General features: G+C 42.5%; 23 protein-coding genes and 1 pseudogene. 11 read left to right on the top strand and 13 right to left on the bottom strand.

The window, feature by feature from the left end; genetic code table 11:
* Window positions 1–167 precede the first annotated feature (167 nt).
* Window positions 168–1487, top strand: a complete 1320-nt coding sequence (locus F890_RS07105) for an MFS transporter (protein WP_005103454.1) — start codon at window positions 168–170, stop codon at window positions 1485–1487.
* A gap of 3 nt (window positions 1488–1490) precedes the next feature.
* Window positions 1491–2126 carry a 2-polyprenyl-3-methyl-6-methoxy-1,4-benzoquinone monooxygenase gene (gene coq7, locus F890_RS07100; RefSeq protein WP_004278762.1) on the top strand — a complete coding sequence of 212 codons (636 nt, stop codon included), beginning with the start codon at window positions 1491–1493 and terminating at the stop codon, window positions 2124–2126.
* 144 nt (window positions 2127–2270) lie between these two features.
* Here the strand turns inward: coq7 and F890_RS07095 are convergent, their stop codons facing one another.
* Window positions 2271–2972 (bottom strand): DUF1003 domain-containing protein, encoded by a 702-nt coding sequence (locus F890_RS07095; RefSeq protein WP_005103458.1) that lies wholly within the window; start codon window positions 2970–2972, stop codon window positions 2271–2273.
* A 282-nt stretch (window positions 2973–3254) separates the two neighbouring features.
* Here F890_RS07095 and F890_RS07090 point away from each other — a divergent pair, with 282 nt between their 5' ends.
* A complete protein-coding gene (locus tag F890_RS07090) occupies window positions 3255–3956 on the top strand; it encodes a VIT1/CCC1 transporter family protein (protein ID WP_005097209.1) in 702 nt (233 codons plus the stop codon).
* Between the two features lie 334 nt (window positions 3957–4290).
* On the opposite strand, the gene F890_RS18750 is transcribed toward F890_RS07090, so the two are convergent.
* The 5 genes from F890_RS18750 to F890_RS07070 form a co-directional block, all read right to left on the bottom strand.
* Window positions 4291–4464: a hypothetical protein gene (locus tag F890_RS18750; RefSeq protein WP_004731424.1), complete on the bottom strand. Its 174-nt coding sequence runs from the start codon at window positions 4462–4464 to the stop codon at window positions 4291–4293.
* Between the two features lie 83 nt (window positions 4465–4547).
* Complete coding sequence (locus tag F890_RS07085) at window positions 4548–4985, bottom strand: 2-amino-4-hydroxy-6-hydroxymethyldihydropteridine diphosphokinase (protein ID WP_004731425.1); 438 nt, start codon at window positions 4983–4985, stop codon at window positions 4548–4550.
* Entirely contained in the window at window positions 4942–5322 is a 381-nt protein-coding gene (gene folB, locus F890_RS07080) for a dihydroneopterin aldolase (protein ID WP_004645388.1), read from the bottom strand. Before folB ends, F890_RS07085 begins: the two co-directional genes overlap by 44 nt.
* A gap of 124 nt (window positions 5323–5446) precedes the next feature.
* Complete coding sequence (locus tag F890_RS07075; protein WP_004731431.1) at window positions 5447–6745, bottom strand: ABC1 kinase family protein; 1299 nt, start codon at window positions 6743–6745, stop codon at window positions 5447–5449.
* Window positions 6746–6803: 58 nt separating this feature from the next.
* A complete protein-coding gene (locus tag F890_RS07070) occupies window positions 6804–7574 on the bottom strand; it encodes a HesA/MoeB/ThiF family protein (protein ID WP_005103461.1) in 771 nt (256 codons plus the stop codon).
* 483 nt (window positions 7575–8057) lie between these two features.
* Here F890_RS07070 and F890_RS07065 point away from each other — a divergent pair, with 483 nt between their 5' ends.
* The gene (locus tag F890_RS07065) at window positions 8058–8588 is read left to right on the top strand and encodes a pyridoxamine 5'-phosphate oxidase family protein (protein WP_004731434.1); all 531 of its coding nucleotides are present in this window, start codon (window positions 8058–8060) and stop codon (window positions 8586–8588) included.
* Between the two features lie 254 nt (window positions 8589–8842).
* Here the strand turns inward: F890_RS07065 and F890_RS07060 are convergent, their stop codons facing one another.
* From F890_RS07060 to F890_RS07050, 3 genes and pseudogenes are all read right to left on the bottom strand, one after another.
* Window positions 8843–10489, bottom strand: a complete 1647-nt coding sequence (locus tag F890_RS07060) for an AMP-binding protein (protein ID WP_005266210.1) — start codon at window positions 10487–10489, stop codon at window positions 8843–8845.
* Window positions 10490–10756: 267 nt separating this feature from the next.
* Window positions 10757–11894 (bottom strand): annotated as a pseudogene (locus tag F890_RS07055) (acyl-CoA dehydrogenase family protein).
* 164 nt (window positions 11895–12058) lie between these two features.
* Window positions 12059–12829: an SDR family NAD(P)-dependent oxidoreductase gene (locus F890_RS07050; RefSeq protein WP_004278772.1), complete on the bottom strand. Its 771-nt coding sequence runs from the start codon at window positions 12827–12829 to the stop codon at window positions 12059–12061.
* A gap of 138 nt (window positions 12830–12967) precedes the next feature.
* On the opposite strand from F890_RS07050, the gene F890_RS07045 reads away from it, so the two are divergent.
* Both F890_RS07045 and F890_RS07040 read left to right on the top strand, forming a co-directional pair.
* Window positions 12968–13990 carry an AraC family transcriptional regulator gene (locus tag F890_RS07045; protein ID WP_174893667.1) on the top strand — a complete coding sequence of 341 codons (1023 nt, stop codon included), beginning with the start codon at window positions 12968–12970 and terminating at the stop codon, window positions 13988–13990.
* A gap of 228 nt (window positions 13991–14218) precedes the next feature.
* The gene (locus F890_RS07040; RefSeq protein ID WP_004278774.1) at window positions 14219–14572 is read left to right on the top strand and encodes a hypothetical protein; all 354 of its coding nucleotides are present in this window, start codon (window positions 14219–14221) and stop codon (window positions 14570–14572) included.
* 182 nt (window positions 14573–14754) lie between these two features.
* Here F890_RS07040 and prmC read toward each other — a convergent pair whose 3' ends face one another.
* A complete protein-coding gene (gene prmC, locus F890_RS07035; RefSeq protein WP_004278775.1) occupies window positions 14755–15573 on the bottom strand; it encodes a peptide chain release factor N(5)-glutamine methyltransferase in 819 nt (272 codons plus the stop codon).
* Window positions 15573–16661 (bottom strand): peptide chain release factor 1, encoded by a 1089-nt coding sequence (prfA, locus tag F890_RS07030; RefSeq protein WP_004278776.1) that lies wholly within the window; start codon window positions 16659–16661, stop codon window positions 15573–15575. Before prfA ends, prmC begins: the two co-directional genes overlap by 1 nt.
* 345 nt (window positions 16662–17006) lie before the next feature.
* Between prfA and F890_RS07025 the strand changes: the two genes are divergently transcribed.
* The 4 genes from F890_RS07025 to F890_RS07010 all read left to right on the top strand — a co-directional run bounded on the left by F890_RS07025 (window position 17007) and on the right by F890_RS07010 (window position 20210).
* Window positions 17007–17423: a glycine zipper domain-containing protein gene (locus F890_RS07025; protein ID WP_004278777.1), complete on the top strand. Its 417-nt coding sequence runs from the start codon at window positions 17007–17009 to the stop codon at window positions 17421–17423.
* 245 nt (window positions 17424–17668) lie between these two features.
* A complete protein-coding gene (locus F890_RS07020; protein WP_004278778.1) occupies window positions 17669–18124 on the top strand; it encodes a hypothetical protein in 456 nt (151 codons plus the stop codon).
* A gap of 169 nt (window positions 18125–18293) precedes the next feature.
* Complete coding sequence (locus tag F890_RS07015) at window positions 18294–19298, top strand: LLM class flavin-dependent oxidoreductase (protein ID WP_004278779.1); 1005 nt, start codon at window positions 18294–18296, stop codon at window positions 19296–19298.
* 348 nt (window positions 19299–19646) lie between these two features.
* The gene (locus F890_RS07010; RefSeq protein WP_004278780.1) at window positions 19647–20210 is read left to right on the top strand and encodes an NAD(P)/FAD-dependent oxidoreductase; all 564 of its coding nucleotides are present in this window, start codon (window positions 19647–19649) and stop codon (window positions 20208–20210) included.
* Window positions 20211–20456: 246 nt separating this feature from the next.
* Here the strand turns inward: F890_RS07010 and F890_RS07005 are convergent, their stop codons facing one another.
* Window positions 20457–21293, bottom strand: coding sequence for a posphoenolpyruvate synthetase regulatory kinase/phosphorylase PpsR (locus F890_RS07005; protein ID WP_004278781.1), 837 nt, complete (start codon window positions 21291–21293; stop codon window positions 20457–20459).
* 154 nt (window positions 21294–21447) lie between these two features.
* On the opposite strand from F890_RS07005, the gene ppsA reads away from it, so the two are divergent.
* Complete coding sequence (ppsA, locus tag F890_RS07000; RefSeq protein ID WP_004278782.1) at window positions 21448–23826, top strand: phosphoenolpyruvate synthase; 2379 nt, start codon at window positions 21448–21450, stop codon at window positions 23824–23826.
* A gap of 45 nt (window positions 23827–23871) precedes the next feature.
* On the opposite strand, the gene F890_RS06995 is transcribed toward ppsA, so the two are convergent.
* Window positions 23872–25176: an IS4 family transposase gene (locus F890_RS06995; protein ID WP_005104965.1), complete on the bottom strand. Its 1305-nt coding sequence runs from the start codon at window positions 25174–25176 to the stop codon at window positions 23872–23874.
* Window positions 25177–25611 lie beyond the last annotated feature (435 nt).

Here is a 25611-nt window from a genome sequence, read left to right as displayed (position 1 = left end):
TCTAAACGAATACATTCTTTAATTGATTATTTGACCGAAAAATATAAGCTAAGGAGCTTAATTAATTGGTTTTTACCTTTACATGGCTGAAAGTATCTTACATGATTTTTCTCAATGTTTACGCATAACTGACATTTCTTAATAAAACTTAATGTAGCACGGCCTATATGAACAAAAATGAACATTTGTTAGCTTCTCGGCGCTTTTTACCGATGTTTCTGACGCAGTTTTTTGGTGCATTAAACGATAATGTATTTAAACAGGCGTTACTGCTGGTCATTACTTATGGCTGGATTCAACAGCAATCGGCCAGCATCAGCACTTTAAATAATCTGGCGGCTTTACTGTTTATCTTGCCCTATTTTATTTTTTCAGCCACGGCCGGTCAGATTGCCGACAAATACGAACGTTCACAGCTGATTCGCTATCTCAAGCTTCTGGAAATTGCCATTATGTTGCTGGGAACTGTCGGTTTCCTCATGGGCAATTTATGGATTCTGTTATTTGCCCTGTTCCTGATGGGCACCCATTCCACTTTCTTTGGCCCGATCAAATATGCGATTTTACCTGAAGTCCTGAAACCGAATGAACTGATGTCCGGCAATGCCCTGTTTCAGTCCGGAACTTCTCTGGCAATCCTATTCGGTATGATTCTGGGCGGTGCAGTCATTGCAGCTTCCGCCGGCAACCTGATCTGGATCAGTTTAACCGTCATCAGCATCGCCTTGATTGGTTATATATCCAGTCGCTATATCCTGAAACAAAGTATTCCCGCGCCTGAGCTGCAAGTTGACTGGAATTTCTTCCGCACCAGCTTGCAGACCTTGAAATATGCCAAAAGCTTACCTCTGATTTTTACCATTTTACTGGGCAACTCATGGTACTGGTTTTATGGTGCAACCTATCTGACCCAGATTCCTCAGCTGACATTACAAAATCTGCATGCATCTGAAAATGTCGCCAGTCTGCTCTTAACCTTTTTTTCTGTCGGAATTGGTCTGGGTTCATACTTATGCCGTAAAATTGGTGGCAGCCAGGTCAATATCAAGATGGTGCCTTTTGGCGCGATCGGTCTGGTGATCTTTGCCCTGTATCTGGCCGCGAGTCTGGCCTTTGTTCCGGAGCGTACAGGTGCATTAATCGGCTTGGCAGATGTCTTTCAGCAAGGCTGGAGCTATTATCATGTGATGCTGGCCGTCACCTTACTTGGAATTAGCGGCGGTTTTTATATTGTACCGCTGTATGCCATGATGCAGGCGCATTCTCCCCGCTCACATCGTGCGCGTGTGGTTGCAGCAAATAACATTCTGAATGCCGTTTTCATGGTATCTTCTGCTATATTCTCGATTATTATTTTAAGTGTTTTAGAGCTTGATCTTAAAATACTTTTTTGTATTACCGCAGTATTAAGCGGTCTGTTTACTCTCTGGCTACTTTACCGGCTGAAACCAATGATCAAAACTGCAAAAGCGCCCTTGGAGGATTAATTCATGCGTCAATATACAGGTCTCGATAAACTGATTCACTCTTTTGACCAGGCATTACGCAGTCTAGTCCCGGGCACGACTTCGGCCCAACGTGAAAATCCGGCCCAACCGGTAGAAACACAGTTAACCGTCAGTGATGCACGTCATGTGGCAGGTTTAATGCGGGTCAATCATAGTGGTGAGGTTTGCGCACAGGCGCTGTACCATGGTCAGGCGATGACGGCGAAACTCCCGAATGTACGTCGCGAAATGGAACAGGCAGCGATTGAAGAACAGGATCATCTGGCTTGGTGTGAAAACCGCTTAAAAGAACTGGATAGCCATACCAGTCTGCTCAATCCGGTCTGGTACGGTCTTTCCTTCGGTATGGGTGCAATTGCCGGAATCGCAGGCGATAAATACAGTCTGGGTTTTGTGGCTGAAACAGAACGTCAGGTCAGCATGCATTTACAGCATCATCTTAGCCAGTTGCCACCGCAGGATGAACGTTCTCGTCGTATTCTAGAACAGATGAATGAAGATGAACTGCATCATCGGGATACAGCGTTAAATGCTGGCGGTGTAGATCTACCCGTTCCAGTTAAGATCGCCATGACAGGCATTTCCAAGTTGATGACCAAAACCAGTTATTTTATTTAAATCCCACTATTTTAATTTTAGCCCACTCATTTGTGGGCTTTTTAATACATCTGAAATCCTCACTGGTATCTATCAGCTCAAGGGATATCGTTATCTTATTGCTTATAAGTTCTATAAAATAATAGAGATTCCCCACAGCTTCCTTTAATCTTTTTTGCTCATTTCAGAAAGCAGGTCCAGCTGGATTTCCTGAATTTGCGCCAACCGTTCCCATTGATGTAGCAGCAGATGATCTAATTTTTCATGCAAGTGTTGGATTTCCAGCTCGGCTTTTAAATTGATCTGATAATCATTTTGCGAACGTAAGCGGTCTTTTGCTTCCTGTCTGTTCTGGCTCATCATAATAATAGGTGCCTGAATCGCCGCAAGACAGGACAGGATTAAATTCAACAGAATAAATGGATAAGGATCAGTAGGTCGTGTCACCATCACCACAGTATTTATCGTAATCCACAGGCCCAAGAAGATTGCAAAACAAATCAAAAAGGTCCAGCTTCCACCAAAAGTTGCAATTTTATCGGCGAGCCTTTCTCCCAAGGTCCACTTTTGCTCTAAGCTCGTTTCCACATTTTTGGTGATCAGTTCATGCTGATGCATGCTATGAATCACTTCAAACTCAAGATCAGTCACTTCCCCCTTTTCCGAACTTAATAATGAATGTACATACTGTATGCGGTACTGGGTTAAATCTGCCTGGCAAATATAATCTTGCGGTGTCCAGCCTGGAATATCCCTGGCAATCTCTTCAGTAATGACTTTTCTGACTGTTCCCATCGGAGTGAGATTTTTCAGAAGAAAGTGCTTGCCGCATACCAAGCATTTATGGCTTTCATGTTTTTCTTTCATGATAATTCTCTTTTTAAACCGGCTCACTCAGCTATTATTTTGTTCGATATGTTTGATTTGCTTGAGTCATTTTTACCATTTGCAAATCAATTATGTATCAAGTGCGTCTGATTTCTTGAAATTATGAATCTCATTTCGATTTTATCTTAGATTGATAAAATGCTCAGCCAAGCGCACGATGAGCTGATCATTCAAGATAATTTTCAGATCGATTCAATCCTACTATCTATACATGACTTAAATTTAATATAATCATGATGATAATAAAAAAGGGGCTTCATTGTGCGCCATTCATACCATCTTGAAAAACATTATATCGAACGTGCGGGCTGGCTTCGTGCAGCTGTACTGGGGGCAAATGACGGGATTATTTCGGTCACCAGTCTGGTGGTGGGTATCGCAGCCAGTGGAGCATCCACAGAAATTTTATTGGTGACCTGTGTTGCCGGCTTAATCTCTGGCGCTGCCTCGATGGCAGCTGGTGAATATATTTCGGTTAAATCCCAGCAAGATATTGAAACCAATGATCTACTCATGGAAGAGCGCGAACTTCAGCGCCATCCCACGCATGAGTTAAATGAACTCAAAACGATTTATATACAACGAGGTCTGGAACCCGCTTTGGCACAACAGGTCGCTGAACAGCTGACCGATCATAATGCCTTGGATGCCCATGCCCGGGATGAAATTGGTATTTCAGCACATACCTCTGCCCAACCCTTTCTCGCTGCATTTTCTTCCGCCATGGCATTTACGGTAGGTTCATTATTTCCTTTAATTTCAATCATGATTTTACCGGAACACTATCTGGATAAAGGCGTCATGCTGATTGGTGTTTTAAGTTTGGGGATGATGGGTGCACTGGCGAGCTATGCCGGTGGAGTAAGTGTGTGGAGAGGTGCAGTTCGGGTGATGCTCTGGGGAATTATCGCCATGTTATTCAGTGCGTGGATCGGATCATTATTTAATGTGTCTGTTGCCTAAATATTTATTTATTAGTTAGACACAGAATAGGATTGAGCCGTTCTTCTATTAACATCACTGAAAAATATTTTTTTCAAAGAATTAGCGGCTCTAACAAAACTTGAGTTTAATTAATATATGTTCGGTTTTAATTTAGATGTTTAAAACCTAAGATCTATGTCTGAGAGGTATTGTTATGGAAACTACGATCATTCTTGCCATCTTGGCGATCATTATCGTATTGCTGATCATTTTTTATAACAAGAAAAAGTGAAAGAGCGATGAGGCATTTTTACTGCTTTGAGGATTTTTATCGAACTTAAAATAAATTCCAGAGCCTTAAATCAATCAAACATTAATTGCCTGTTGGAAAACTATGAACCCCCCATTGGATGACATAAAGAATCCCAAGAATTAAAATCACCGAAACCAAGATTTCTAATATTTTCATTTTTAAAGGATTCCTAAACTCCGCCTGAGCCATCTTATCTGAATTTTTCTTTTCATCTAAAACAAAAAACTGAAGCATAAAAAAGCCTGATCTGGCTTGATCAGGCGGGTTAATTATTCTTACTGGATAAAATGTATTAGCAAAAAATTAGGTGATTTGATTTAAATCAGCTGTTCAACTGTTGGGAAGCTATGTGATCCATGTTCGAACATGGCATCATGCCAGATATCAAACATAGGCACTTTCACATCCAGAGCCAAGGGCAACTTTTTTTCATTAAACTGCATATGTTGAAGATCTAATCCCCAGGCAATCAAATCAACATCCAAAGTAATCTGATGAGATGGACGTACTCGCCCTGATGCCTGTTCCAGCTGTTTGAGCAGCTCAATCAGGCCTTCACTAGACACCGAACTTCGCAATAAACACGCTGCATTCCAGTAATCTGCGCCGATGCCATCGCGGCAAGGAATCATATAAATGGGAGAAAACTGAACTTCTCCCCATTCAGAAATACGTTGCTGTGCAGCTTGAAAATGTTGCTGAGGATGACAATTACTCGCTAATGCTAGGGCGAAAATCGTTTCGGTGTCGTTCAAGACGTATTCCTACAGAATTGGCTTGCGCGATAATGGCAGGCTTACGGATCGTAATATTAATCGATTCAATTGCTGTAAAGGTAGTAAAAAGTGCATTCAGCACTAACTTTGCTGCATGTTCAATCAATTCAGGCTTGGCGTCTTGAATGACTTTGCTGGAAATCTCACAAATTTCTGCATAATTCAGCGTATCTGCAAGTGCATCTGAGTTTGATGCCTGTTCTAAATCGGTTTGAATGGTCAAATCCAGCATTAGAGGCTGAATAATTTGACGCTCCCAGTTAAAGCAGCCCACGACTGTCTCAACCTTTAAACCTTCAATAATAATGGCGTCCATTGGATTGCTCGAGAATTTAGTACTAACCAAATCCCTCTCAAGCCCCTTTACAAAAGGAGGAGCTTTTAAAGTCCCCCTTTTAAAAGGGGGATTTAGGGGGATTTTTCCAAGTCTAGATAGGGTTTTAATGCTTTAACAGCAGGTTCGGATCCATGCTTTGCACCATTTGCAAACGCTGATCGGCATAGATATCGGTATACGGCGCCAGAATTCGCATGAAACGATCGAAATACAGCATTTGCTTGAATAGCAAGGCAAAGTCACGCGGGAACCGGATCCCGTGACGTTCACCCACAGCCACCATATCCATCATGATATCGTTCAGGTCAGCAGGATTGGACGTTAATAATTCCTGCGGATCCGCCATCAATACACCGCTAAATAAGCGTTCCAGATCAGCAGCCAAGACTTTGGTGTCAATCTGCACAGCAGTCATGCCCATTTTCAGCATGTTTTGTGCCATCAGCTCATAATTGGTATGTTGCAATGAATCCATAAATGCCATACATGCCGTCCATACCTCAGGTTTAAGCTGACCGACAATACCGAAATCAATAAAACCGACACGTCCATCTTCGAGCAGCATCAGGTTGCCTGCATGTAAATCGGCATGGAAGCTGTTACACATCATCAAGCTACCAAACCAGGTATTCATCGCAGTGATAAGTACTTGAGATGGATCTTTGGATACTTTTTTGACCACTTCAAAATCTGTCAAAGGCACACCGTATAAACGCTGCATGGTGAGCACACGACGGGTCGAATATTGATGATAAACCTTAGGTGCAGTGGCTGCCTGATTGTTGGTGATATTCAGGTAATTAACGAAATCATCCAGATTCTGTGCTTCTTCGATAAAATCGACTTCACGCACCATACGGGTTTTGATTTCTTCGACAATGTCAGCCAGTGAAGCAAACTTAACTTTCGGGACTGCTTTTTCCAGCAACTTGGTTGCCCAATGCAGCACATTCAAGTCAGTGTACAAAATGGTTTCTACGCCCGGTTTTTGTACTTTAATCACGACATCTTCGCCAGACACCAGTTTGGCCGCATGCACCTGTGCAATAGATGCAGAAGCTAACGGCGTTTTATCAATCGATGCAAAGATTTCATCCAGATTACGTCCTGTAAATTCAGAAGCCAATACTTGCTGGATATAGCTAAACGGCAAGCGTGGAGTTTGATCCAGACAACCCTGAAATTCTTCAACATATTCACGTGGAAACAGCGACGGTGTGCTGGCAATAAACTGACCCAGCTTGATATAAGTTGAACCTAAGGATTCAAAAGTTTCACGCATGAGTTTGGCATTGCTCGGCTTTTCAGTGGCATATTTAAAGCCCGCCTTTGCCGCAACGACTGCTGTTTCCCCCATACGGGCAACTGAACGTATTCCATCTAACCAAATATTGTTTTTCATAATGTCTTAGGAAAAATTAATTAAACGCAGTGTAGCAAAAAAAATTCACTTTGCAGGCTTATCTTGCCTGACAGATTGGGCAATCTGTATCTTTTTCGAAAGCGAGAATCCGCTGCTTAAAGCTCATACCATCCCACAACAACAGCTTTTGTCTGAGTGGCATCTGGCCCAATCCCAGATATAACAAGGCATGATGTGCCTGCAAACTGGCCATCACATTCGGTGTGGTCGCCAATACACCGGAATCTGCACAGCGCAGACTTTCATCGGCCTGATTTTCTGGCGGAAACAGGCAGGCATAACAGGCGGAATCCCCTTCGACCATAAACAGCTGGCCTTGCAAGCCAATCGCAGAAGCACTCAATAATGGCACATTCAGCTCAACACAGATCTGATTGACCAGATAACGTGTGGCAAACTGGTCACAGCCATCCAGCACCAGATCCTGATGTTCAATCAAGTGCGCTGCATTCTCAGCCGTTAAGGCCTGATTCACATATTCAACCTGTACGTTCGGATTAACCTGACTTAGTCTTTTGGCCAGAGTTTCTGCCTTATAAAATCCAATATCCTGCGGCATAAATGCCAGTTGTCGCTGTAAATTACTCATCTCGATGGTATCTGGATCGATCAGGGTAATTTTCCCCACACCTGCACGTGCCAGAAGTTCTGCCAGTGCACAGCCAATCCCGCCACAACCAATAATGCAGACATTAGAAAATTTTAACCGTTCTTGAGCGTCAATATCCCAGCCATCCAGAAGAATCTGACGGCTATATAGATGCAATTCAGCATCGGTAAGTTCAAATTCTGGGGAGATGGCATCCATGTTAAATGTAGACAACGTCTTTCCTTGTTTCAAAAATTTTTAACAATGATCGTAAAATTAACTTTACTGAAGTTTTTAAGTACTGATAAATTTCTGGAATATCAATCTCACAGTCAATTTACAGCATATCAATAAATGGTTCGGCACTCGTTAAGGCAAATAGCATATCAGCTAAACGCTCGGTATCAAGCTGCAGCCGCTATGGCTTGGCAAGATTTTTTGAATCACTTCAATTGAATGGTTCCGGCAAACAGCTCTTTCTCATTTATAAAAGGTGTCAGACCTGAAGTTTTTTAAAATCTTTGTTATTGAATTTCCCTGTAAATCGAGCTGTCTTGTTTAGCAATTCTGTAGTCTCTGCCTATATTTGAGTATGAAAATGTATGAGTTCAGTGAGACCTAAGGCATCTGTCTCCAAATATGATTAATCTGAAAATACCAAGCAATCTTTTCAGCTTTCATAAAATCGTCTGGAGAACATACGTGACCGAGCATAACAATACTCAACATGATAATCGTGAAAAATTATGGGAATTGATCAAGGATGTCCGTTACACCATGATCAGCCATTTAACCGACACACATGAAATACACTCCCAGCCGATGACCATGCTGAACTCCGAGCAGATGAACGAACGTCAAAATTTATATTTTATTCTGCGTAACACGAATGATCTGGTCAAAGCAGCAGAAACAGGCCGTGGTCAGATCGGTCTGTCCTTTGCAAAACCATCAGATGGTATTTATGTATCGATCAGTGCTCATGCCCAGATCAGTACTGACCGTATTCTGATTGAACAGTTGTGGAATCCGTGGGCTGAAAACTGGTTTGAAGGCAAAGATGATCCTACCGTACGGGTATTGATTGCTGAAGCAGTCAGCGCAGAATATTGGAATGTGACAGACAACAAAGTCACCCAGCTTTTTAAAGCCTTAAAAGGCGGCGTAACTGGTGAAGCGGGCGAACCGCATGCAGAACATCAAAAAGTGAATCTACAAGGCAATATCTGGTAATGAATGAAATTTAGCCTCTTTATCTTAAGAGGCTAAATTTTTGATATATTTCATTTTAAATATTCATGTAATTTTACTGTAATGACATAAAAAATATAATTTTGCTTACCTCAATCTGCTTTCTTAAAAATATAAACTTGGGAAAATCGACGCAATATCTAACTAAAATTTGAGTAGAAGATTTATTTCTTAAAAAACCAAAAGGCTGCCATGGCAGCCTTTTAGTATTCAATCAAAAGATGAATTTTGAAAAATTAGCTGACTCGCTTTATCTCTTGAAGTTTAGCAACTTCCTGCTGTTTGAGTAAATTGCGCTGAATCTTGCCACTCGATGTCTTCGGTAAAGATGTCACAAACTCAATCTCTTTCGGATAGGCATGTTTGGATAAACGTGAACGTACATAACTTTGCAATTTTAACATTAAATCTTCAGTAGCAGGATAAGCCGATTTAAGCACCACAAAGGCTTTCACAATTTCAGTTCGTTCTAGATCTGGCTTACCAACGACTGCGGATTCAAGTACTTCTTCACATTCCAGCAAGGTACTTTCTACATCAAAAGGTCCAACCCGATATCCCGAGGTTGTAATGACATCGTCCGCACGTCCAATAAAATCAATACCGCCATATTCATTCAGCTTCACGGTATCACCAGTGAGATAATACTGCACGACAAATGACTTGCGGTTGTGACCTGCATAGCCTTCAAACCACATCAACGGTGAAGCTGAACAGTCAATTGCCAAGGTTCCAATCTCGCCTTTTTCTACTTCCTGATGTTCTTTGTTCAATACAGAAAAACGATGCCCAGGAATGGCAAAACCAGCTGAACCGACTTTTTTATAATGCTCCAGGCCATGATGATTGGCGATCACCATACCCAGTTCAGTCTGTCCATATTGATCATAGATATTCACATTTAAATCATGATTGAACCATTGAATCACTTCAGGCGTGAGCGGCTCACCAGCACTGCTTACCACGCGTAAATGCGAACTGATGCCTGCATCAAATTTTTCTTTAAAGCCAAAGAACATGCGAAATGCGGTTGGCGAACCAGTCAGGTTGCTGACCTGATATTTTTGAATGATTTGTACGGCGTTATCGACACTAAAGCCACGTTCATCCATGATGATGCTGTGCCCTAAACTGAGCGGCCCTGCAATGCCATAATACAGTCCATACGCCCAGCCCGGATCTGCCAGATTCCAGAAGGAATCTTCATCTCGCAGATCTACGGCGTGCAGCATATAGCCTTTAAAGGCCAATAACGCTTTTAAAGGCACAGGAACCGATTTCGCCAGACCTGTGGTGCCTGAAGTAAACATCATCAGGAAAATATCATTAAACTGGCAATTTACCGGTTCAAACTCTTCCGGTTGTTGCTGTAAGGCTGTCCAGAAATCAGCATCTTGATAATTATCCGCTGCTGCCTGATGCACAGTCAGAATATTAGGAACATTGAGATCATGGAGTTTCAGTCGTTGTTCTTCATCAGTAACGATCAACTGGGTATTGGCGGTACTGATACGATGTTCAATGGCTTTGCTTTCAAAGGCAGTAAATAAAGGTTGGTAAATGGCACCAATCCGCCAAGTGGCCAATATAGTAATTAAGAGTGCTGGCGTTCTTGGCAGCAACCCTGCAATACAGTCACCAGCCTTTAAACCCAGAGAATGCATATAATTGGCCAGCTGTCCTGAAGCCACGGCCAGTTGTTCAAAGGTCCACTGCTCTGCGTCTCCGTTTTTGCCTTCCCAAATCAGTGCAGTTCGGTTTTGACCCAAGTAGCGACCACAGCATTCGGTATACGCATTGATGTTCTCTGCGTTTCCAACCAGATGTTCTTGAACCATATTTTCAAAATTAAAATCAGCATATGCCTGTTCTAGTGTCTTCATGACGACAACCTCTTTCCTGTTGTAGTTTTCAGGCGACCTTGCCTGAGTTTGTCCATTTGTATTTGTTGTTCCTGCTGATTCCATCAGCATACTTTCTCAAATCTGCATTCATGCCCTAGGGCTAGAACATGAATAAGGCTTATTTTTCGATTATTCGTACTGTATGTCTTTAGATCATCATGTTCAGTTGAATCCTGCAATTTCCATATCCATCAACGTAAGTGCCAGATTTGAACATCAATCAAAGTCTGTTTTTTAAATTAAAAATCAGCGCTGACATACTTCACGTGCAATCACCAGACGTTGAATATCCGATGCACCTTCATAAATCTGGCTCACTCGTACATCACGATAAATTCGCTCGACCGGAAAATCAGAGACATAACCGTAGCCACCATGAATCTGGATCGCATCCGAGCAGACTCTTTCTGCAATAGTCGATGCAAACAGTTTTGCCATCGATGCTTCTTTTAAACACGCCAAGCCTGCATCTTTTAATGTTGCAGCATGCAAAACGAGCTGACGTGCGGCTTCAATTTGTGTCGCCATATCTGCAAGCCTGAACGCTACAGCCTGATGTTGCACAATTTCTACACCAAAGGCTTTACGGTCATTGGCATATTCCACTGCAGCATCTAGTGCAGCCCGCGCCATACCGACTGATTGTGCTGCAATGCCGATCCGACCCGATTCAAGATTCGACAAGGCAATTTTATAGCCTTCACCTTCCTGGCCCAGCAGGTTGGCAGCCGGAATCCGGCAGTTATCCAGAACGATGGTCGCGGTATCGGAACAATGCTGACCCATTTTCTCTTCTAGGCGTGACACGATATAACCCGGTGCATCGGTCGGCACCAGAAAGCATGAAATACCCTTTTTCCCTGCAGATTTATCAGTCACAGCAAAGACTAGTGCAATCTGTGCGTGTTTACCTGTCGTGATAAACTGCTTGGGTACCATTTAGCACCCATTCATCGCCATCGCGTTCGGCTTTACACTCCAGCGAACTGGCATCCGAACCAGCCTGAGGTTCTGTCAAACAGAAACAGCCGAGCCATTCACCTGTCGCCAGCTTAGTTAAATACTGCTGTTTTTGTTCCTCTGTACCATAACGCTGAGTAATGCCACAAGGCAAAGAATTCTGCACACTGACAATCGTCGAGATTGCACCATCACCTGCGGCAATTTCCTCAAGCGCCAAGACCAGTGACACATAATCCAGACCTGCACCGCCCCATTCTTCAGCCACTGTCATACCCAATGCGCCAAGCTCACCGAGTTCTTTAAGTTCTTGTGCTGGGAATTGTGCCGTTTTGTCGCGTAAGGCCGCTGTCGGTTTCAGTTTCTGCTGCGAATAGTTACGCATCATGTCCTGAATCATTTTTTGTTCATCATTTAAAATCACGGGTATTTCCCTTCTTTATTTTTTTCTATCCAGCATTAGCAAGGACTTTTTAACTGCCAGAAATGTGATGCTTTCTGGATATATTCGGCAAATTCAGCATGCAACTTTCCCTGATACGTCATTGCCATTTTGATGAATCAGAGAAAATGTGTTTATTTAAAAAATTATTTTGGCGCCATACGGATTGCACCATCTAGACGAATCACTTCACCATTCAAATAACCATTTTCAAAGATATGTCCCACCAGCTGGGCAAATTCCTGTGGTTTGGCCAGACGCGATGGAAATGGCACCATTTGCCCCAAAGCATCCTGGACATTTTGCGGCATGCCTTTCAGCATCGGAGTTTCCATAATGCCCGGCGCGATAGTCATGACACGAATTGCCTCACGAGCCAGTTCACGTGCCAAAGGTAAGGTCATTGCGACCACAGCACCTTTTGAAGCAGCATAAGCAGTCTGGCCAATCTGACCATCATAAGCAGCCACAGAGGCAGTATTCACAATCACCCCACGTTCTTCTTCACCGGCTTGCAGCTCATATTTTGCGATTAAAGCCGCCGCATGACGCAGCATATTAAACGTACCATTTACATTAATATTCAGCACTTTTTGAAACATCGCCAACTCATGGATACCATTACGACCCAAGACTTTGGCAGAAGGTGCCACACCGGCACAGTTCACCAGGCCATTCAGTTGACCATAAGTCTTTTCGACCTCAGCAAAGAAAGCTTCAACGGCTTGTTCATTGGTGACATCCAGCTGAAAAAATTCAGCCTGTGCGCCCAGTTGTTGTTGTAATGCCTGACCCTGCTCCTGATTCATATCGACCAGAATTACTTTGGCACCTTGTTCAACCAGATGCGTCGCCGTAGCCGCACCCAAACCTGATGCACCACCTGTAACGACAACAACTTTTCCCTGAATGTTCATGTTTATTTCCTAACGATTTTTATATTTCAGATACGACTTAATATGCAGAGTAAACAGAGTTTTTATTCTGTACAATTTCCAAATATTGCATCTTGCATGATGTATTTGGACAATGAAAACAAGGATGTCAGACTGAATATGCATAAGCCTGCACCGGAATATAGCAAAGGCACCATCTCGATTGATCTGGTGAACGAAGCATTGCTGGATGCCAAACGGCTGCAATTTGATATCTCTGACATTCTAAAAAAAGCCAATATCCCAGCAGAAGTATTGAATGCTCCCAAGGCACGCGTATCCGTTAGCCAATTTGCCCAGTTATGGACTGTGCTTGCAGACAGCATGAATGACGAATTTTTTGGTATGGACAGCCATGCCATGCGTCGTGGTAGTTTTAAATTACTTTCGAAAATGGTCATGCAGGCAGATACACTGGAAAAAGCGCTGCAACATATTTTGCAATTTCTCAACCTGGTTTTGGACGATCTGCAAAGCACGCTCATGGTTGAGGAACACTATGCCTATATCGTGATTTATGATCTACAACAGACTAAACGCATGTTTAGTTATGCGACTTATCTGATGCTGATTCATACCCTGATCTGCTGGTTAAGTGGACAACGGATTTTGCTTAATCAGATTCAATTGAAATGCGCAGCACCCCTAGATGATTTTGATTACAAAGTCCGTTTTTGTGAACAGATTGAATATCAGGCCAGCGAAAATTACGTGCAATTTGATGCAAGCTATCTGCAATTGCCGATTAAACAGGATGCTCAGTCCTGGTATCAGTTTATTCAGCAAACCCCACAAAATTTATTGGTGCGTTTTAAAAACCCCTATGCCTTGAGCACCCAGATTCGCCGTCAATTACTGCAAGTTTCACCGGCAGAATGGCTGGAACTGAATGAACTGGCCTTAAAAATGAATATGTCTGAAGCGACCATGCAACGGCGTTTAAAAAGTGAAGGTGTCAGCTATCAACAGTTAAAAAATGAGATACGCCGGGATACCGCCATTGAATTGCTGACCCGTACTGAACAAAGTTTACAAGAGATTAGCGATCAGCTTAATTTTCAGGAATCCAGTGCATTTCATCGTGCATTCAAAAAGTGGACTGGCGTCAGTCCAGGCGCATATCGACAAAATAACATTAGATAATTTATATAAACTTAGACTTCAAAGATATTACCGAAAAATACTTAGATTCTAAGCATTTATTTTTATTATGATTATATATTTCAAGCCCTAAAACATATATTAGCAGGACTACACAGTCACCCAGAAAGCTTTGCAATTCACCCGGAAATAGATTATTTTTCATTCAATTTATAGCACTTTTGCTATTGGCTGTACTCTCCATTTTCCTTTCTAGTTGAAGGTATCTCCATGTTAAAGATGACTGATGTGCTTGGGCAAAATCTTGTCCAAAACTTCTCTAAAGCTTTATTTTCTTCGACTGATCTCATTACAGAACAGTTGAATCAAGGGATTTTAAATGCATCGGATGCAGAACTGAAAGATGCAATTCTGCACTTCTTTAACCAGGTAGATGCTGTGGAAGCGGCTCAGGCCCTTGAAATTCCGGCAGAACGTATCAATGAATTACAACAAGGTATTGCCTTGAAAGATGAAAAATCTCTGGCAGATACTTTAAAAGTTGTGGCACTTTGTCTGGCAATGGAAACTGGTAGTCTGGATCAGGTAGAAGTCTATGACTGTCTACAAGACTATCCAATGTAATTATTTTTAAAAATTCCTCGAAAGCGGTGCTCTGGCATCGCTTTTTTGTTTTTAGTTATACTGCGTTGGCATCATGTCATTCAAAATACTTAAGGTTTCAGATGCAGTCAGGAATTTATAAAGAAAAAATCCAATAAAAAAGCGACCACATCGGTCGCTTTTTTATAAAGATAGATGACAGATTAATGTGGCCATTGACCCAAAGTTACGCGATCATTCCCGCCATAATCTTTAACCGTGCGGACTTGCTTATAACCCGCCTGTTTAAATAGATGTTGTACGGCGTCTGCCTGATTATAACCATGCTCAAGCACCACCCAACCATTCACGGTCAAATGCTTCTTGGCTTGCAGAATAATCATTTCAATATCGGCCAGCCCCTTTTTATCTGCCACCAGCGCACGTTCCGGTTCAGTCGCCAGATTCTGCATATGCACATCATCAGCGTCGATATAAGGTGGATTCGATACAATGGCGTCAAAGAATTGACGGCCAAATGGCTTCAGCCATGAACCCAGAACAAATTCTACATTCTCAATATCGTGTTGTTCCGCATTATATTTCGCCACCTCAAGCGTAGGCTCGTAGATATCGGAAGCCGTTACTGTCCAGTTAGAACGTTCAGATGCCAGTGATAAGGCAATTGCGCCAGTACCTGTACCCAAATCTACTACACGGGCATCTTCAGGCAGGTCTAACTTCAATACCGTCTCAACCAGTACTTCAGTATCCGGACGTGGCACCAAGGTATCTTTGGTCACTTTTAGATCCAGTGTCCAGAATGGCTGTGAACCAGTGACATAAGCCAAAGGCTCACCGGCAGCAATACGCGCCAACCCGTCTTTATACGCTTGTTCCTGTTCCGGCGTTAACTCCTGATCCTTTTTCATCAGCAGATCAAATGAATCAATCTTGGTGATGTGTTCCAATAACCAGGCATTTTCCTGACGTTCGTAACTTTCAGCTTCGCCGCGTAAAGCCAAGGCTTGTAAAATATTCATTATCCACCATTCTGCTGTGCAAGCATGGCCAACTGATCCGCCTGATATTCGCGGTGCAGACTATCCAGCAATTCGGTCAAATCACCTTCCATCACGGCATCCAGCTTGTATAAAGTCAGGTTAATGCGGTGATCGGTCATACGACCTTGCGGATAGTTATAAGTACGGATACGTTCCGAACGATCACCCGATCCCACCAGGTCACGACGCATTTCCGAGGTTGCTGCATCTGCTGCTGCACGTTTGGCATTTTCCAAACGTGATACCAGCAGTGCCATCGCTTTGGCCTTGTTCTTATGCTGTGAACGCTCTTCCTGACATTCCACTACGGTGCCAGTTGGAATGTGGGTAATACGTACTGCAGAATCGGTTTTGTTAACGTGCTGACCGCCTGCACCTGAAGCACGATAGGTATCAATGCGCAAATCCGCCGGGTTAATGTCGACCGAGGTATCAACATCAATTTCAGGAAGAATCGCAACGGTACATGCTGAGGTATGCACACGGCCTTGTGATTCGGTCGCTGGTACACGCTGTACACGATGCGCACCACTTTCAAATTTTAGACGACCGTAAACACCGTCACCATTAATCAGGCAGATGACTTCTTTATAGCCGCCATGTTCGCCTTCATTTTCAGAGAGGATTTCAATACGCCAGCCTTGGTTTTCCGCATATTTACTATACATACGGAATAAATCGCCTGAGAAAATCGCAGCTTCATCGCCACCGGTTCCGGCACGAATCTCAAGATAAGCCGAGTTGGCATCATTCGGATCTTTCGGAATCATCAAGATGTTCAGATCAGCTTCAAGCGATTCAATTAAAGCTTTATTCTCTTTAATCTCTTCCTGCGCCATTTCCTTAAAGTCCGGATCTGACAGCATGGCCTGAGCCGTTTCAATGTCTTCTTCCGCCTGTCTGTACTTGGTCCAGACATTAGTGATTTCTGTTAAGTCATTATGCTCACGTGACAATTGACGGAAGCGCTTATTATCAGAAATGACTTCTACATCAGCCAGTAATGCGGTCAATTCTTCATGGCGGTCAGAGAGTTGGTCTAATCGTAAACGTAACGATTCTTTCATTTTCTAAAAAATCTCAAACATAGGCTGGGACTAAAAACCGATTTAGCACAGCGAAATCAAAAAATTGCGCCTAGTTTAACGACTCTGGCTTCTAATGAACATCATTATTGAGTAAGTCCGCGTTGCTATCATTCGTGCTCTACAGCATTTGTTAACAAATATGATTAAAAACAGTGGAATTGCCTTTTTTATAGTCGATCTTATTCTTATTTCTTGCCGATTTTACAATTCGCCAAATAAAGCAGGGAATTATGAAGAAACATCTTCATATTGTTTTGGGCATGATTTGTTACATTTTCCGCATCGAAATAATTACAGTCCTGTTGATGGACACGGAGTGATGACATGAAACTCAACGCACTTTTAATGAGTACAGTTTTAGCTGCTGGTTCAATGATGACCGTAAACGCACATGCCGACAGTACAGCGCGTGTTGCAGCAGCAAGTGCTTTAGGTAGTGTTGCAGGTACAGCATTAGGTAAAAACATGGGCGGTAACACCGGCGCAACCATTGGTGCTGCTTTAGGTGGTGCTGGCGGTGCAGCAGTTGCAAGCAGCAAGAAAAACCGTACTGAATCTGCCATTGGTGGTGCCCTAGGTGGCGGTGCCGGTTATACCGTAGGTAAAAATATGGGCGGTACTAACGGTGGTTATATCGGTTCAGCCTTAGGTGCTGCCGGTGGTGCGGCACTGGGTAACAAGATTGCCAAAGATAAAGCGGTGGAAAAACGCTCTAAACACTGGAAAAAACGTTACCGTTAATTTGCGCTCAGGCAGTTTAGACCAGACGCTACATTTAACATGAAAAGCACCTTTTGGTGCTTTTTTTATTGTGGCTTTAATACGTGAATTTTCAATTAATACATGGAATTATCCTGTCCACATCATGAATAAATTAAGGAGATAAAAATCACAATTCGCCAACACTGCCTTCATGCTGTTTTGCGCTTGCTAGATTAAATTTATCTCATCAACAAAATATAGCTAGATATATAAAAGGTGTCCTCATGAACTATAAATCTCTAATGATCGCTGTCGTAGCAACCTCAGCCATGGGTATGACAGCTGCCAATGCAGGCAATACAACCAATACAGCTTTAGCTTCTGCTTTGGGTGGTGTCGTTGGTGCCGCAGTAGGCAATAAAATGGGCGGTACTACTGGTGCAACAATCGGTTCAGCGATTGGTGGTGGTGCGGGTGCCGCAGTAGCAGCAAATAAACGTGACCGTAATGGTGCGATTATCGGTGGTGCTTTAGGTGGCGGTGCAGGTTATGCAGTTGGCCGAAACATGGCAGGCACCAACGGTGGTTATATCGGTGCGGCACTGGGTTCAGCAGGTGGTTCAGCTTTAGGTAAAAAAGTTAGCGAAGACCGTCGTTATGATGACCGCAGCGAACGTCGCTATAACTCTTCTCGTAACTACCGTTATAACGATTATCGCTATAACAACCGTCGTCGTTAAGATTCTCTCCCCTTATTCTTTCCTCCTTTATAAGCATCTTCGGATGCTTATTTTTTTGCCTTTATTTTTTATCTTTATCTTTTGGTTTACACTTATATCGATTTTTTTCGATATACAAACGCCTTCTAAAGTCGTATGCTTTTAGAGATGTCTATTTAAGAGTAATACTATGCGTACGCTTAACGATACCCAGTTCTCTATACTCGAACTGGTTCCTGTTCGTGACGACAAGACTATTCAATTCGCGCTAAACCATGCGCTGGAACTTGCCCAAGCAGCAGAAAAATTGGGTTATCGCCGGATGTGGCTGGCAGAACATCATAATATGGATGGCATTGCCAGTTCAGCAACCGCAGTTCTCTTAGGCTATTTACTGGCGAATACCAAAACCCTAACTTTAGGCTCTGGTGGAATTATGCTGCCGAATCATGCTCCACTAGTAGTAGCAGAACAGTTCGGCACCTTGGCAACGCTCTATCCGGACCGGATTGAACTGGGTCTGGGCCGCGCACCCGGTACAGATCAAATGACCATGCGTGCCCTGCGTCGTGGCCGTCAGGAAACCGAAGATCAATTTCCGCAGGATGTTCTGGAAATTCTGCAATATTTTAAAGATCCAATTCCAGGACAGCGTATTGTGGCAACGCCGGGTCAAAGCACGCATGTACCTGTATGGTTATTAGGGTCCAGTCTGTTTAGTGCGCAATTGGCAGCAAAACTCGGCCTACCTTATTCCTTCGCTTCGCATTTTGCCCCGCGTATGCTGGGTCAGGCCATTCAATTATATCGTGAAAACTTTGAACCGTCTGAATATCTCGATCGTCCTTATGTATCGATGGGCGTACCGACCTGTGTCGCAGATACCGATGAAGAAGCACAATATCTGTCGACCAGTGCCTATCAGCGGGTTTTATCACTGATTCGTGGGCAAAGCCTGAAACTTAAAGCACCAATTGATTCGATGGAAGGTCTGTGGTCGCCGCCGGAAAAAATGTCAGTCGATAATTTCTTTGCCATGGCTCAGGTCGGTTCCAAAGAAACCGTTAAAGCCGGTCTGGCATCGCTTTTAGCCAAATATGACGTGGATGAGTTTATCTTTACTTGCGACATCTATGACACTGACAAACGCCTACATAACTTTGAGCTGTTGATGCAAATTAAAAATGGTCAGTAAATAAGAGTTGCATCTACCTATTCTCAGCAATGGGTAGATGTTTTTCATCTTTAAAGATAAATGACTAAAAGAAACATCCCAGTAAAATCATTTTTATTGACCTTTTCTATTAAAAAGCTTCTTTCTTGAACGAATACTTCACTTCTTTTCCTTCATCCATCTCAGCAAGTTAAAAGTCATTCCTTTTGGATCGCCTGTAAATCCATTCAGTCTTCAATAAAATCAGATTTTATATTTTGCTCAAATAGATGACTGTCTAAGTTAAATTTTTCACTTTACCCTGGCTTGAGTTTTTGTTTATATCTCATACAAAGAAAATTAATTATTAAATAAATTCAAGGAATTCTAATGTCTACCAAGCATGATCCACACGCTGGTATTTTTGAAAATCGCCCCGAACATTTTCAGCAGTTTAATGGAATTAAAGTGCCCTCTTCCGAACTGTTAAAATTGGGTTATGCAGATAAAGATATTGCGATTATTGGCACGGATCAGTTTACCGTGAGCCAGCTGGATAAAATCAGTCAACATGCCCGTTCGGTAAAAGTTTTCCAGATTAATCCTGCTTTTGTACTGCCCGGTTCCGACCGAATTCTGCAACGAATTATTAATCACCCATTGATTGGTAAAAATCGCCGCTTATTTAACAACCGCATTAAAAGCTTGCTTTCTCTGCGGTTTTTAGAAAATCAGGTGCAGAATTTGTGGCTAAGACGCCAGTTAATGCCAAATCTTGCATCTTCCCGTAAAATTTATCTGAAATCAGATCATTATTATGCTGCCCTACAACGTGAAAATTGCCGCCTGATTACCTGGCCGATTCTGAAAATTTCGGAAAATACAATTCATTGTATTAATGGTGAACAGCATCCGGTCGATATCATTATTCATACTTATTTAGCAGAAAAATAACTCACGCTGGCGAGTAAAAATGAAAAATTGGTAAGCTGATAATGAGATTTTTATTTACGTATCAAGAACCGACATGATGATTTATTCAACAGAATGAGCAAAGAAGACTCTTTTATATTTCAGAATATGATAGTTGGTATTTTCTTAGAATTATAAAATTCATACATTATTTCGATTAATCAATGCTTACTTGTAATTTTTAGCTATAAATCAAAGCCAAACCGCAGTTTGGCTCTGGCTGGTTTCTTAACCGATTCGACGTTTTAAACCGGTCATTTGCAACACACGTGTTGAGATTTCTTCAATCGACATTTCAGACACATTCAGGTACTTGATGCCTTCCGAAATATAAATTCCTTCAATCGCACGCAACTCCATCTGACACTGACTAAAGCTGGCATAACGGCTATTGGCCTTACGCTCAGAACGAATGGCCACAAGGCGTTCCGCATCAATCATCAGGCCAAACAGCTTGTTTTTATGCGGTCGCAGCACGGCTGGCAGTCGGTTATCATCCAAATCTTCTTCAGTCAGTGGATAGTTCGCCACGCGAATACCGAACTGCAAAGACAGATAAATAGAGGTCGGGGTTTTACCTGAACGCGATACACCAATCAGGATCAGGTCAGCTTTATCATAATGACGGGTACGTGCGCCGTCGTCGTTATCTAAAGCAAAATGAACAGCATCAATACGGGCCTTATAAGACTCAGAGTCGGTCACCGCGTGGGTCTGCCCGACTAAAGTTGTAGGAATCGTGCCTAATTCATCAGCCAACTTACTAATAAGCCCTTCAAATACATCGAGATTTACTGCATTTGCAGTATTAATAATGTCGCGCACATAGGGATCAACTAGGGTATCAAATACCAGCGGTTTTTCACCGTCGATTTGAGCTCTTGCATTGATCTCTGCCACCACATTTGTAGCCGCTTCTTCGGAACTAATGTAAGGGATAATATGAATGTCAAATTTCACATGCGGAAACTGCGCTAACAGCGAGTGTCCAAGGGTTTCAGCGGTGATGGCGGTACCATCTGAAATAAAGAAAACACTACGCTGAATTTGTTTACCTTCCGACATTAAAATTCTCCTCCAACATTTGTCTTAGTGCTATATAATCTTTATAGTAAACCGATCTTACATGACTGTCGCTTAGTAAAATCAAAAACCTAGATGATTTGCTATACTCTCATGCCGAGATAGTGATTAATACTGCAAAAGTGGAGTAACAACTTTGGAAGCGCGCGTAATTGGTCTGGAAAAATTAGGGAAGCACGACGTTGAGCTGGTCGGTGGGAAAAACTCATCACTAGGCGAAATGATCAGCCACTTATCAAATGCTGGTGTATCTGTGCCAGGTGGTTTCGCAACGACTGCCGATGCCTACCGTGAATTTCTCGAGCAAAGTGGCCTAAACGCTAAAATCAATGCAGAGCTTGCTGCACTCAATGTTGATGATGTAAATGCACTTGCTGAAACTGGCGCAAAAATTCGTCAATGGATTGTGGATACTCCACTTACGCCTGCATTAGAACAAGAAGTTCGTACAGCATTTGCAGAACTTTCTAACGGCAACCCTGACATCGCGGTTGCCGTTCGTTCTTCTGCAACTGCAGAAGATTTGCCGGATGCTTCTTTTGCCGGCCAGCAAGAAACTTTCTTGAACATTCGTGGTATCGATAACGTTCTGATCGCAATCAAAGAAGTGTTTGCATCTTTGTACAACGACCGCGCAATCTCATACCGTGTACACCAAAACTTTGCCCATGATGTAGTTGCCCTGTCTGCTGGTGTACAACGCATGGTTCGTTCAGAAACTGGCGCTGCAGGTGTGATGTTTACGCTAGATACTGAATCAGGCTTCCGTGATGCAGTATTCATTACTGCATCTTATGGTTTGGGTGAAATGGTCGTTCAAGGTGCAGTTAACCCGGACGAATTCTATATTTCTAAACCGCTTTTAAATGCAGGCCGACACGCGATCCTTCGTCGCAACCTGGGTTCTAAGCACCAGAAAATGATTTATGGTGAAGAAGCATCTGCAGGTAAATCTGTCGTTGTCGTGGATGTTGAAAAAGCTGAACGCCAACAGTTCGCTTTAAACGACCAGGAATTACAAGAACTTGCTAAACAAGCGCTGATCATTGAAAACCACTACGGTGCACCAATGGACATCGAGTGGGCAAAAGATGGCGATGATGGCAAGATTTACATCGTTCAGGCGCGTCCTGAAACTGTAAAAAGCCGTGAAAATGTCGGCACCATGGAACGCTACCTGTTGAAACAACGCGGTACTGTGATCTGTGAAGGCCGTTCAATCGGTCAACGCATTGGTTCTGGTAAAGTCCGCATTGTGACGTCTATTAAAGAAATGGACAAAGTACAAGACGGTGATGTTCTTGTATCTGATATGACTGACCCGGATTGGGAACCAGTCATGAAACGTGCAGCTGCGATTGTAACAAACCGTGGTGGTCGTACTTGTCACGCAGCAATTATTGCACGTGAGCTTGGTGTTCCTGCAATCGTGGGTTGTGGTAATGCAACTGAAGTTCTTGTAGACGGTCAGGAAGTGACTGTGTCTTGTGCTGAAGGTGATACTGGCTTTATCTATGAAGGCGCACTAGATTTTGAAATTCAAAAGAATTCAATTGAGTCTATGCCTGCTCTTCCATTTAAAGTAATGATGAACGTGGGTAACCCGGATCGTGCATTTGACTTTGCTCAAATTCCAAACGCAGGTATTGGTCTGGCGCGTCTTGAATTCATTATTAACCGTATGATTGGTGTTCACCCGAAAGCATTAATCAATATTGACAGCCTTCCACGTGAAACACGTGCAGCAGTCATGGCGCGTACTGCAGGTTATGCATCTCCAATTGAATTCTATGTAGAGAAACTGGTTGAAGGTATCTCGACACTTGCTGCTGCATTTGCAGACAAGCCAGTCATTGTTCGTATGTCAGACTTCAAGTCTAACGAATATGCAAACTTGATCGGTGGTAAGTTATACGAGCCAGAAGAAGAAAACCCGATGCTAGGTTTCCGTGGTGCAAGTCGCTACGTTTCTGATAACTTTCGTGATTGCTTCGAACTTGAATGTCGTGCATTGAAAAAGGCACGTGATGAAATGGGTTTAACCAATATCCAGATCATGATTCCATTTGTTCGTACTGTTGCTGAAGCGAAACGTGTAATTGAACTTCTTGCATTAAATGGTCTTAAGCGCGGTGAAAACGGCCTTAAAGTGATCATGATGTGTGAACTTCCAACCAATGCTTTATTGGCAGATCAATTCCTTGAACATTTCGATGGTTTCTCTATTGGTTCAAACGACTTGACACAATTAACGCTTGGTCTTGACCGTGACTCGGGTATTGTCTCTCACCTATTTGATGAGCGCGACCCTGCAGTTAAGGCGTTGCTTTCTCTTGCAATTCAAGCATGTCGTAAAGCTGGCAAATATGTCGGTATTTGTGGTCAAGGTCCTTCTGATCATCCAGATCTTGCACAATGGTTAATGGAACAAGGTATCGACTCTGTGTCTTTAAACCCAGACTCGGTACTTGAAACTTGGTTCTTCCTGGCTGAAGAAAAAGTGCAAAAAGCATAAGCAATTGTGAATAAAAAAGACCCTTTGATAGGTAATGCCAGTCAGTTAAGAAATTGACTGGCATTTTCTTGGGTATTTCTGCGGTTTTCCTTTCACAACTCGTGGGCAACTTCTAACCCTTCTCTCAGGCAAAACATACCTCCTCGATTTCTCCAGTAAACTTTCTAGATGTTTAGGTAAATTCCCTGCGGAGTCTAAAGAATCAAATCTTAATATATTCAGGATGCTGATAGAGGCAATATGAAAGCTGATTCTCAAAGGACTGACTTTTGCACGTTGAGCCATATGTTTCATTTGTCTTCTTAGAATATTATAGGCAATGAAGACCCCCCATAATTCTTGATAAATTAAATCAGGTTGCTTGCTCCTCAAATGCTTACCTTCCTGTAAATCACTTTTGATTTCTCGGTAACACATTTCTATTTCCCAGCGCTGGGCATAAAGCTTCGCCAAGCCTATCAGTGGATATGCCTTTGAATCCATTAATGAAGTGATATAACGTCTAATTTTCCCTGCCTGCTCAACTTCAATCAAACGCGCTTCCCAATATTCTCCTAATGATGGATTTAGCTTCCTGGCTCTAGCTGAAAGAGGCATTTTGATTTGAAAGTCATGCGGGGAATTACGTTTAATGATCTCATAGCGTAAATTATCTTTTGCTCTCATTAACCAATGACTGGCTTCTACTCGTGTTTGCCAGTCAATCAAGAAATCAGCAGAGAAATAGGCTCGATCAAACAAGGTAATACTATGCGATGGAGGACATAATCGATTTGCCAGTGTAAGTTCACCCTGATCCATGCTACCTATTTGGGCATCAATGATTTCATGGGTGCTGGTATTTACCAGGCAGGTTGCTCTCACTTGTGGATAAGGGGCTGCAGCGGTTTTACCCTTAGATGAGCCAAAGTGTTCAAAATTCTCGTCTGTATAAGGCATAGACCAAACCACCCCGTCAACAGCACATACACTAAGGCCATGAAAGTTTGAGTATTGCTGTTGGGATTCTTCAAACCAGGCTTGGCTGAGTAGAGAAAACAAGGTATTCAAGGGCTCTCGTCCTAAACGTTGTCGTGCTTGCACTGCTGCACTGGGGACACAATATTCTGTTGTACCAAACACAAGTTTTAGTTGCTCTACGACATACCCGATCGGTTGATCTCGAAATAGGGCAAGCCCAATTACCAGCCATACCACATGTTCGGCAGGTAATTTTCTTCTCCTGATAGAAGCCTTACCTGTTTGATGTAGGCTTTCTTTAATCCAGTTTAAATCAATGAGTTCACTGAAATGGCTGAGTGAAGGCAAAGAATGTTGAAGGGTGCAATCTAAATTTTCAGATAAAGTCATAAAAAAAATGAGCGTATTGGCATACACTCATTTTTACTACATTTTTCTAATGTCTGCTTAACTGACTGGCATTACCCTTTGATAGGGTCTTTTTTATGAGATAGATATTATGATTTATTGTTTGAAAATTGATAACTAAAGACCCAATCACAAGCTAAACAATTGAATTTATAAATATAATTAAATCAACGCTTATCAACACATAAAGACTGTAATGACAAACAAATACCAACAGTAAAGTCATATCAAAATGGCAATAATAATAAATAACCATCGAATGTTCAGGAAGATATTTTTAAGAATGCAGATCCTTGCAATTTTGTATGGGCTCATTTTTAATGACAAATATGATTGAAAATCCTCAATTAATCTATATCTTACGATGAGAGGATGTTTGTTTTCAAAACAGAATTCAATACAATCTTGATCAAAGCT

Source organism: Acinetobacter sp. CIP 64.7 (assembly GCF_000369745.1).
GTDB classification, from domain to species: domain Bacteria; phylum Pseudomonadota; class Gammaproteobacteria; order Pseudomonadales; family Moraxellaceae; genus Acinetobacter; species Acinetobacter fasciculus.
This window is presented reverse-complemented; position numbering and strand designations above follow the sequence as displayed.

Bases quoted from the DNA above. Each gene is read 5' to 3' on its own strand.
- F890_RS07105 (WP_005103454.1), top strand. From the start codon at position 168: ATGAACAAAAATGAACATTTGTTAGCTTCTCGGCGCTTTTTACCGATG.
- coq7 (WP_004278762.1), top strand. From the start codon at position 1,491: ATGCGTCAATATACAGGTCTCGATAAACTGATTCACTCTTTTGACCAG.
- F890_RS07095 (WP_005103458.1), bottom strand. From the start codon at position 2,972: ATGAAAGAAAAACATGAAAGCCATAAATGCTTGGTATGCGGCAAGCAC.
- F890_RS18750 (WP_004731424.1), bottom strand. From the start codon at position 4,464: ATGCTTCAGTTTTTTGTTTTAGATGAAAAGAAAAATTCAGATAAGATG.
- folB (WP_004645388.1), bottom strand. From the start codon at position 5,322: ATGGACGCCATTATTATTGAAGGTTTAAAGGTTGAGACAGTCGTGGGC.
- F890_RS07075 (WP_004731431.1), bottom strand. From the start codon at position 6,745: ATGAAAAACAATATTTGGTTAGATGGAATACGTTCAGTTGCCCGTATG.
- F890_RS07070 (WP_005103461.1), bottom strand. From the start codon at position 7,574: ATGGATGCCATCTCCCCAGAATTTGAACTTACCGATGCTGAATTGCAT.
- F890_RS07060 (WP_005266210.1), bottom strand. From the start codon at position 10,489: ATGAAGACACTAGAACAGGCATATGCTGATTTTAATTTTGAAAATATG.
- F890_RS07050 (WP_004278772.1), bottom strand. From the start codon at position 12,829: ATGAACATTCAGGGAAAAGTTGTTGTCGTTACAGGTGGTGCATCAGGT.
- F890_RS07045 (WP_174893667.1), top strand. From the start codon at position 12,968: ATGCATAAGCCTGCACCGGAATATAGCAAAGGCACCATCTCGATTGAT.
- F890_RS07040 (WP_004278774.1), top strand. From the start codon at position 14,219: ATGTTAAAGATGACTGATGTGCTTGGGCAAAATCTTGTCCAAAACTTC.
- prmC (WP_004278775.1), bottom strand. From the start codon at position 15,573: ATGAATATTTTACAAGCCTTGGCTTTACGCGGCGAAGCTGAAAGTTAC.
- prfA (WP_004278776.1), bottom strand. From the start codon at position 16,661: ATGAAAGAATCGTTACGTTTACGATTAGACCAACTCTCTGACCGCCAT.
- F890_RS07025 (WP_004278777.1), top strand. From the start codon at position 17,007: ATGAAACTCAACGCACTTTTAATGAGTACAGTTTTAGCTGCTGGTTCA.
- F890_RS07020 (WP_004278778.1), top strand. From the start codon at position 17,669: ATGAACTATAAATCTCTAATGATCGCTGTCGTAGCAACCTCAGCCATG.
- F890_RS07015 (WP_004278779.1), top strand. From the start codon at position 18,294: ATGCGTACGCTTAACGATACCCAGTTCTCTATACTCGAACTGGTTCCT.
- F890_RS07010 (WP_004278780.1), top strand. From the start codon at position 19,647: ATGTCTACCAAGCATGATCCACACGCTGGTATTTTTGAAAATCGCCCC.
- F890_RS07005 (WP_004278781.1), bottom strand. From the start codon at position 21,293: ATGTCGGAAGGTAAACAAATTCAGCGTAGTGTTTTCTTTATTTCAGAT.
- F890_RS06995 (WP_005104965.1), bottom strand. From the start codon at position 25,176: ATGACTTTATCTGAAAATTTAGATTGCACCCTTCAACATTCTTTGCCT.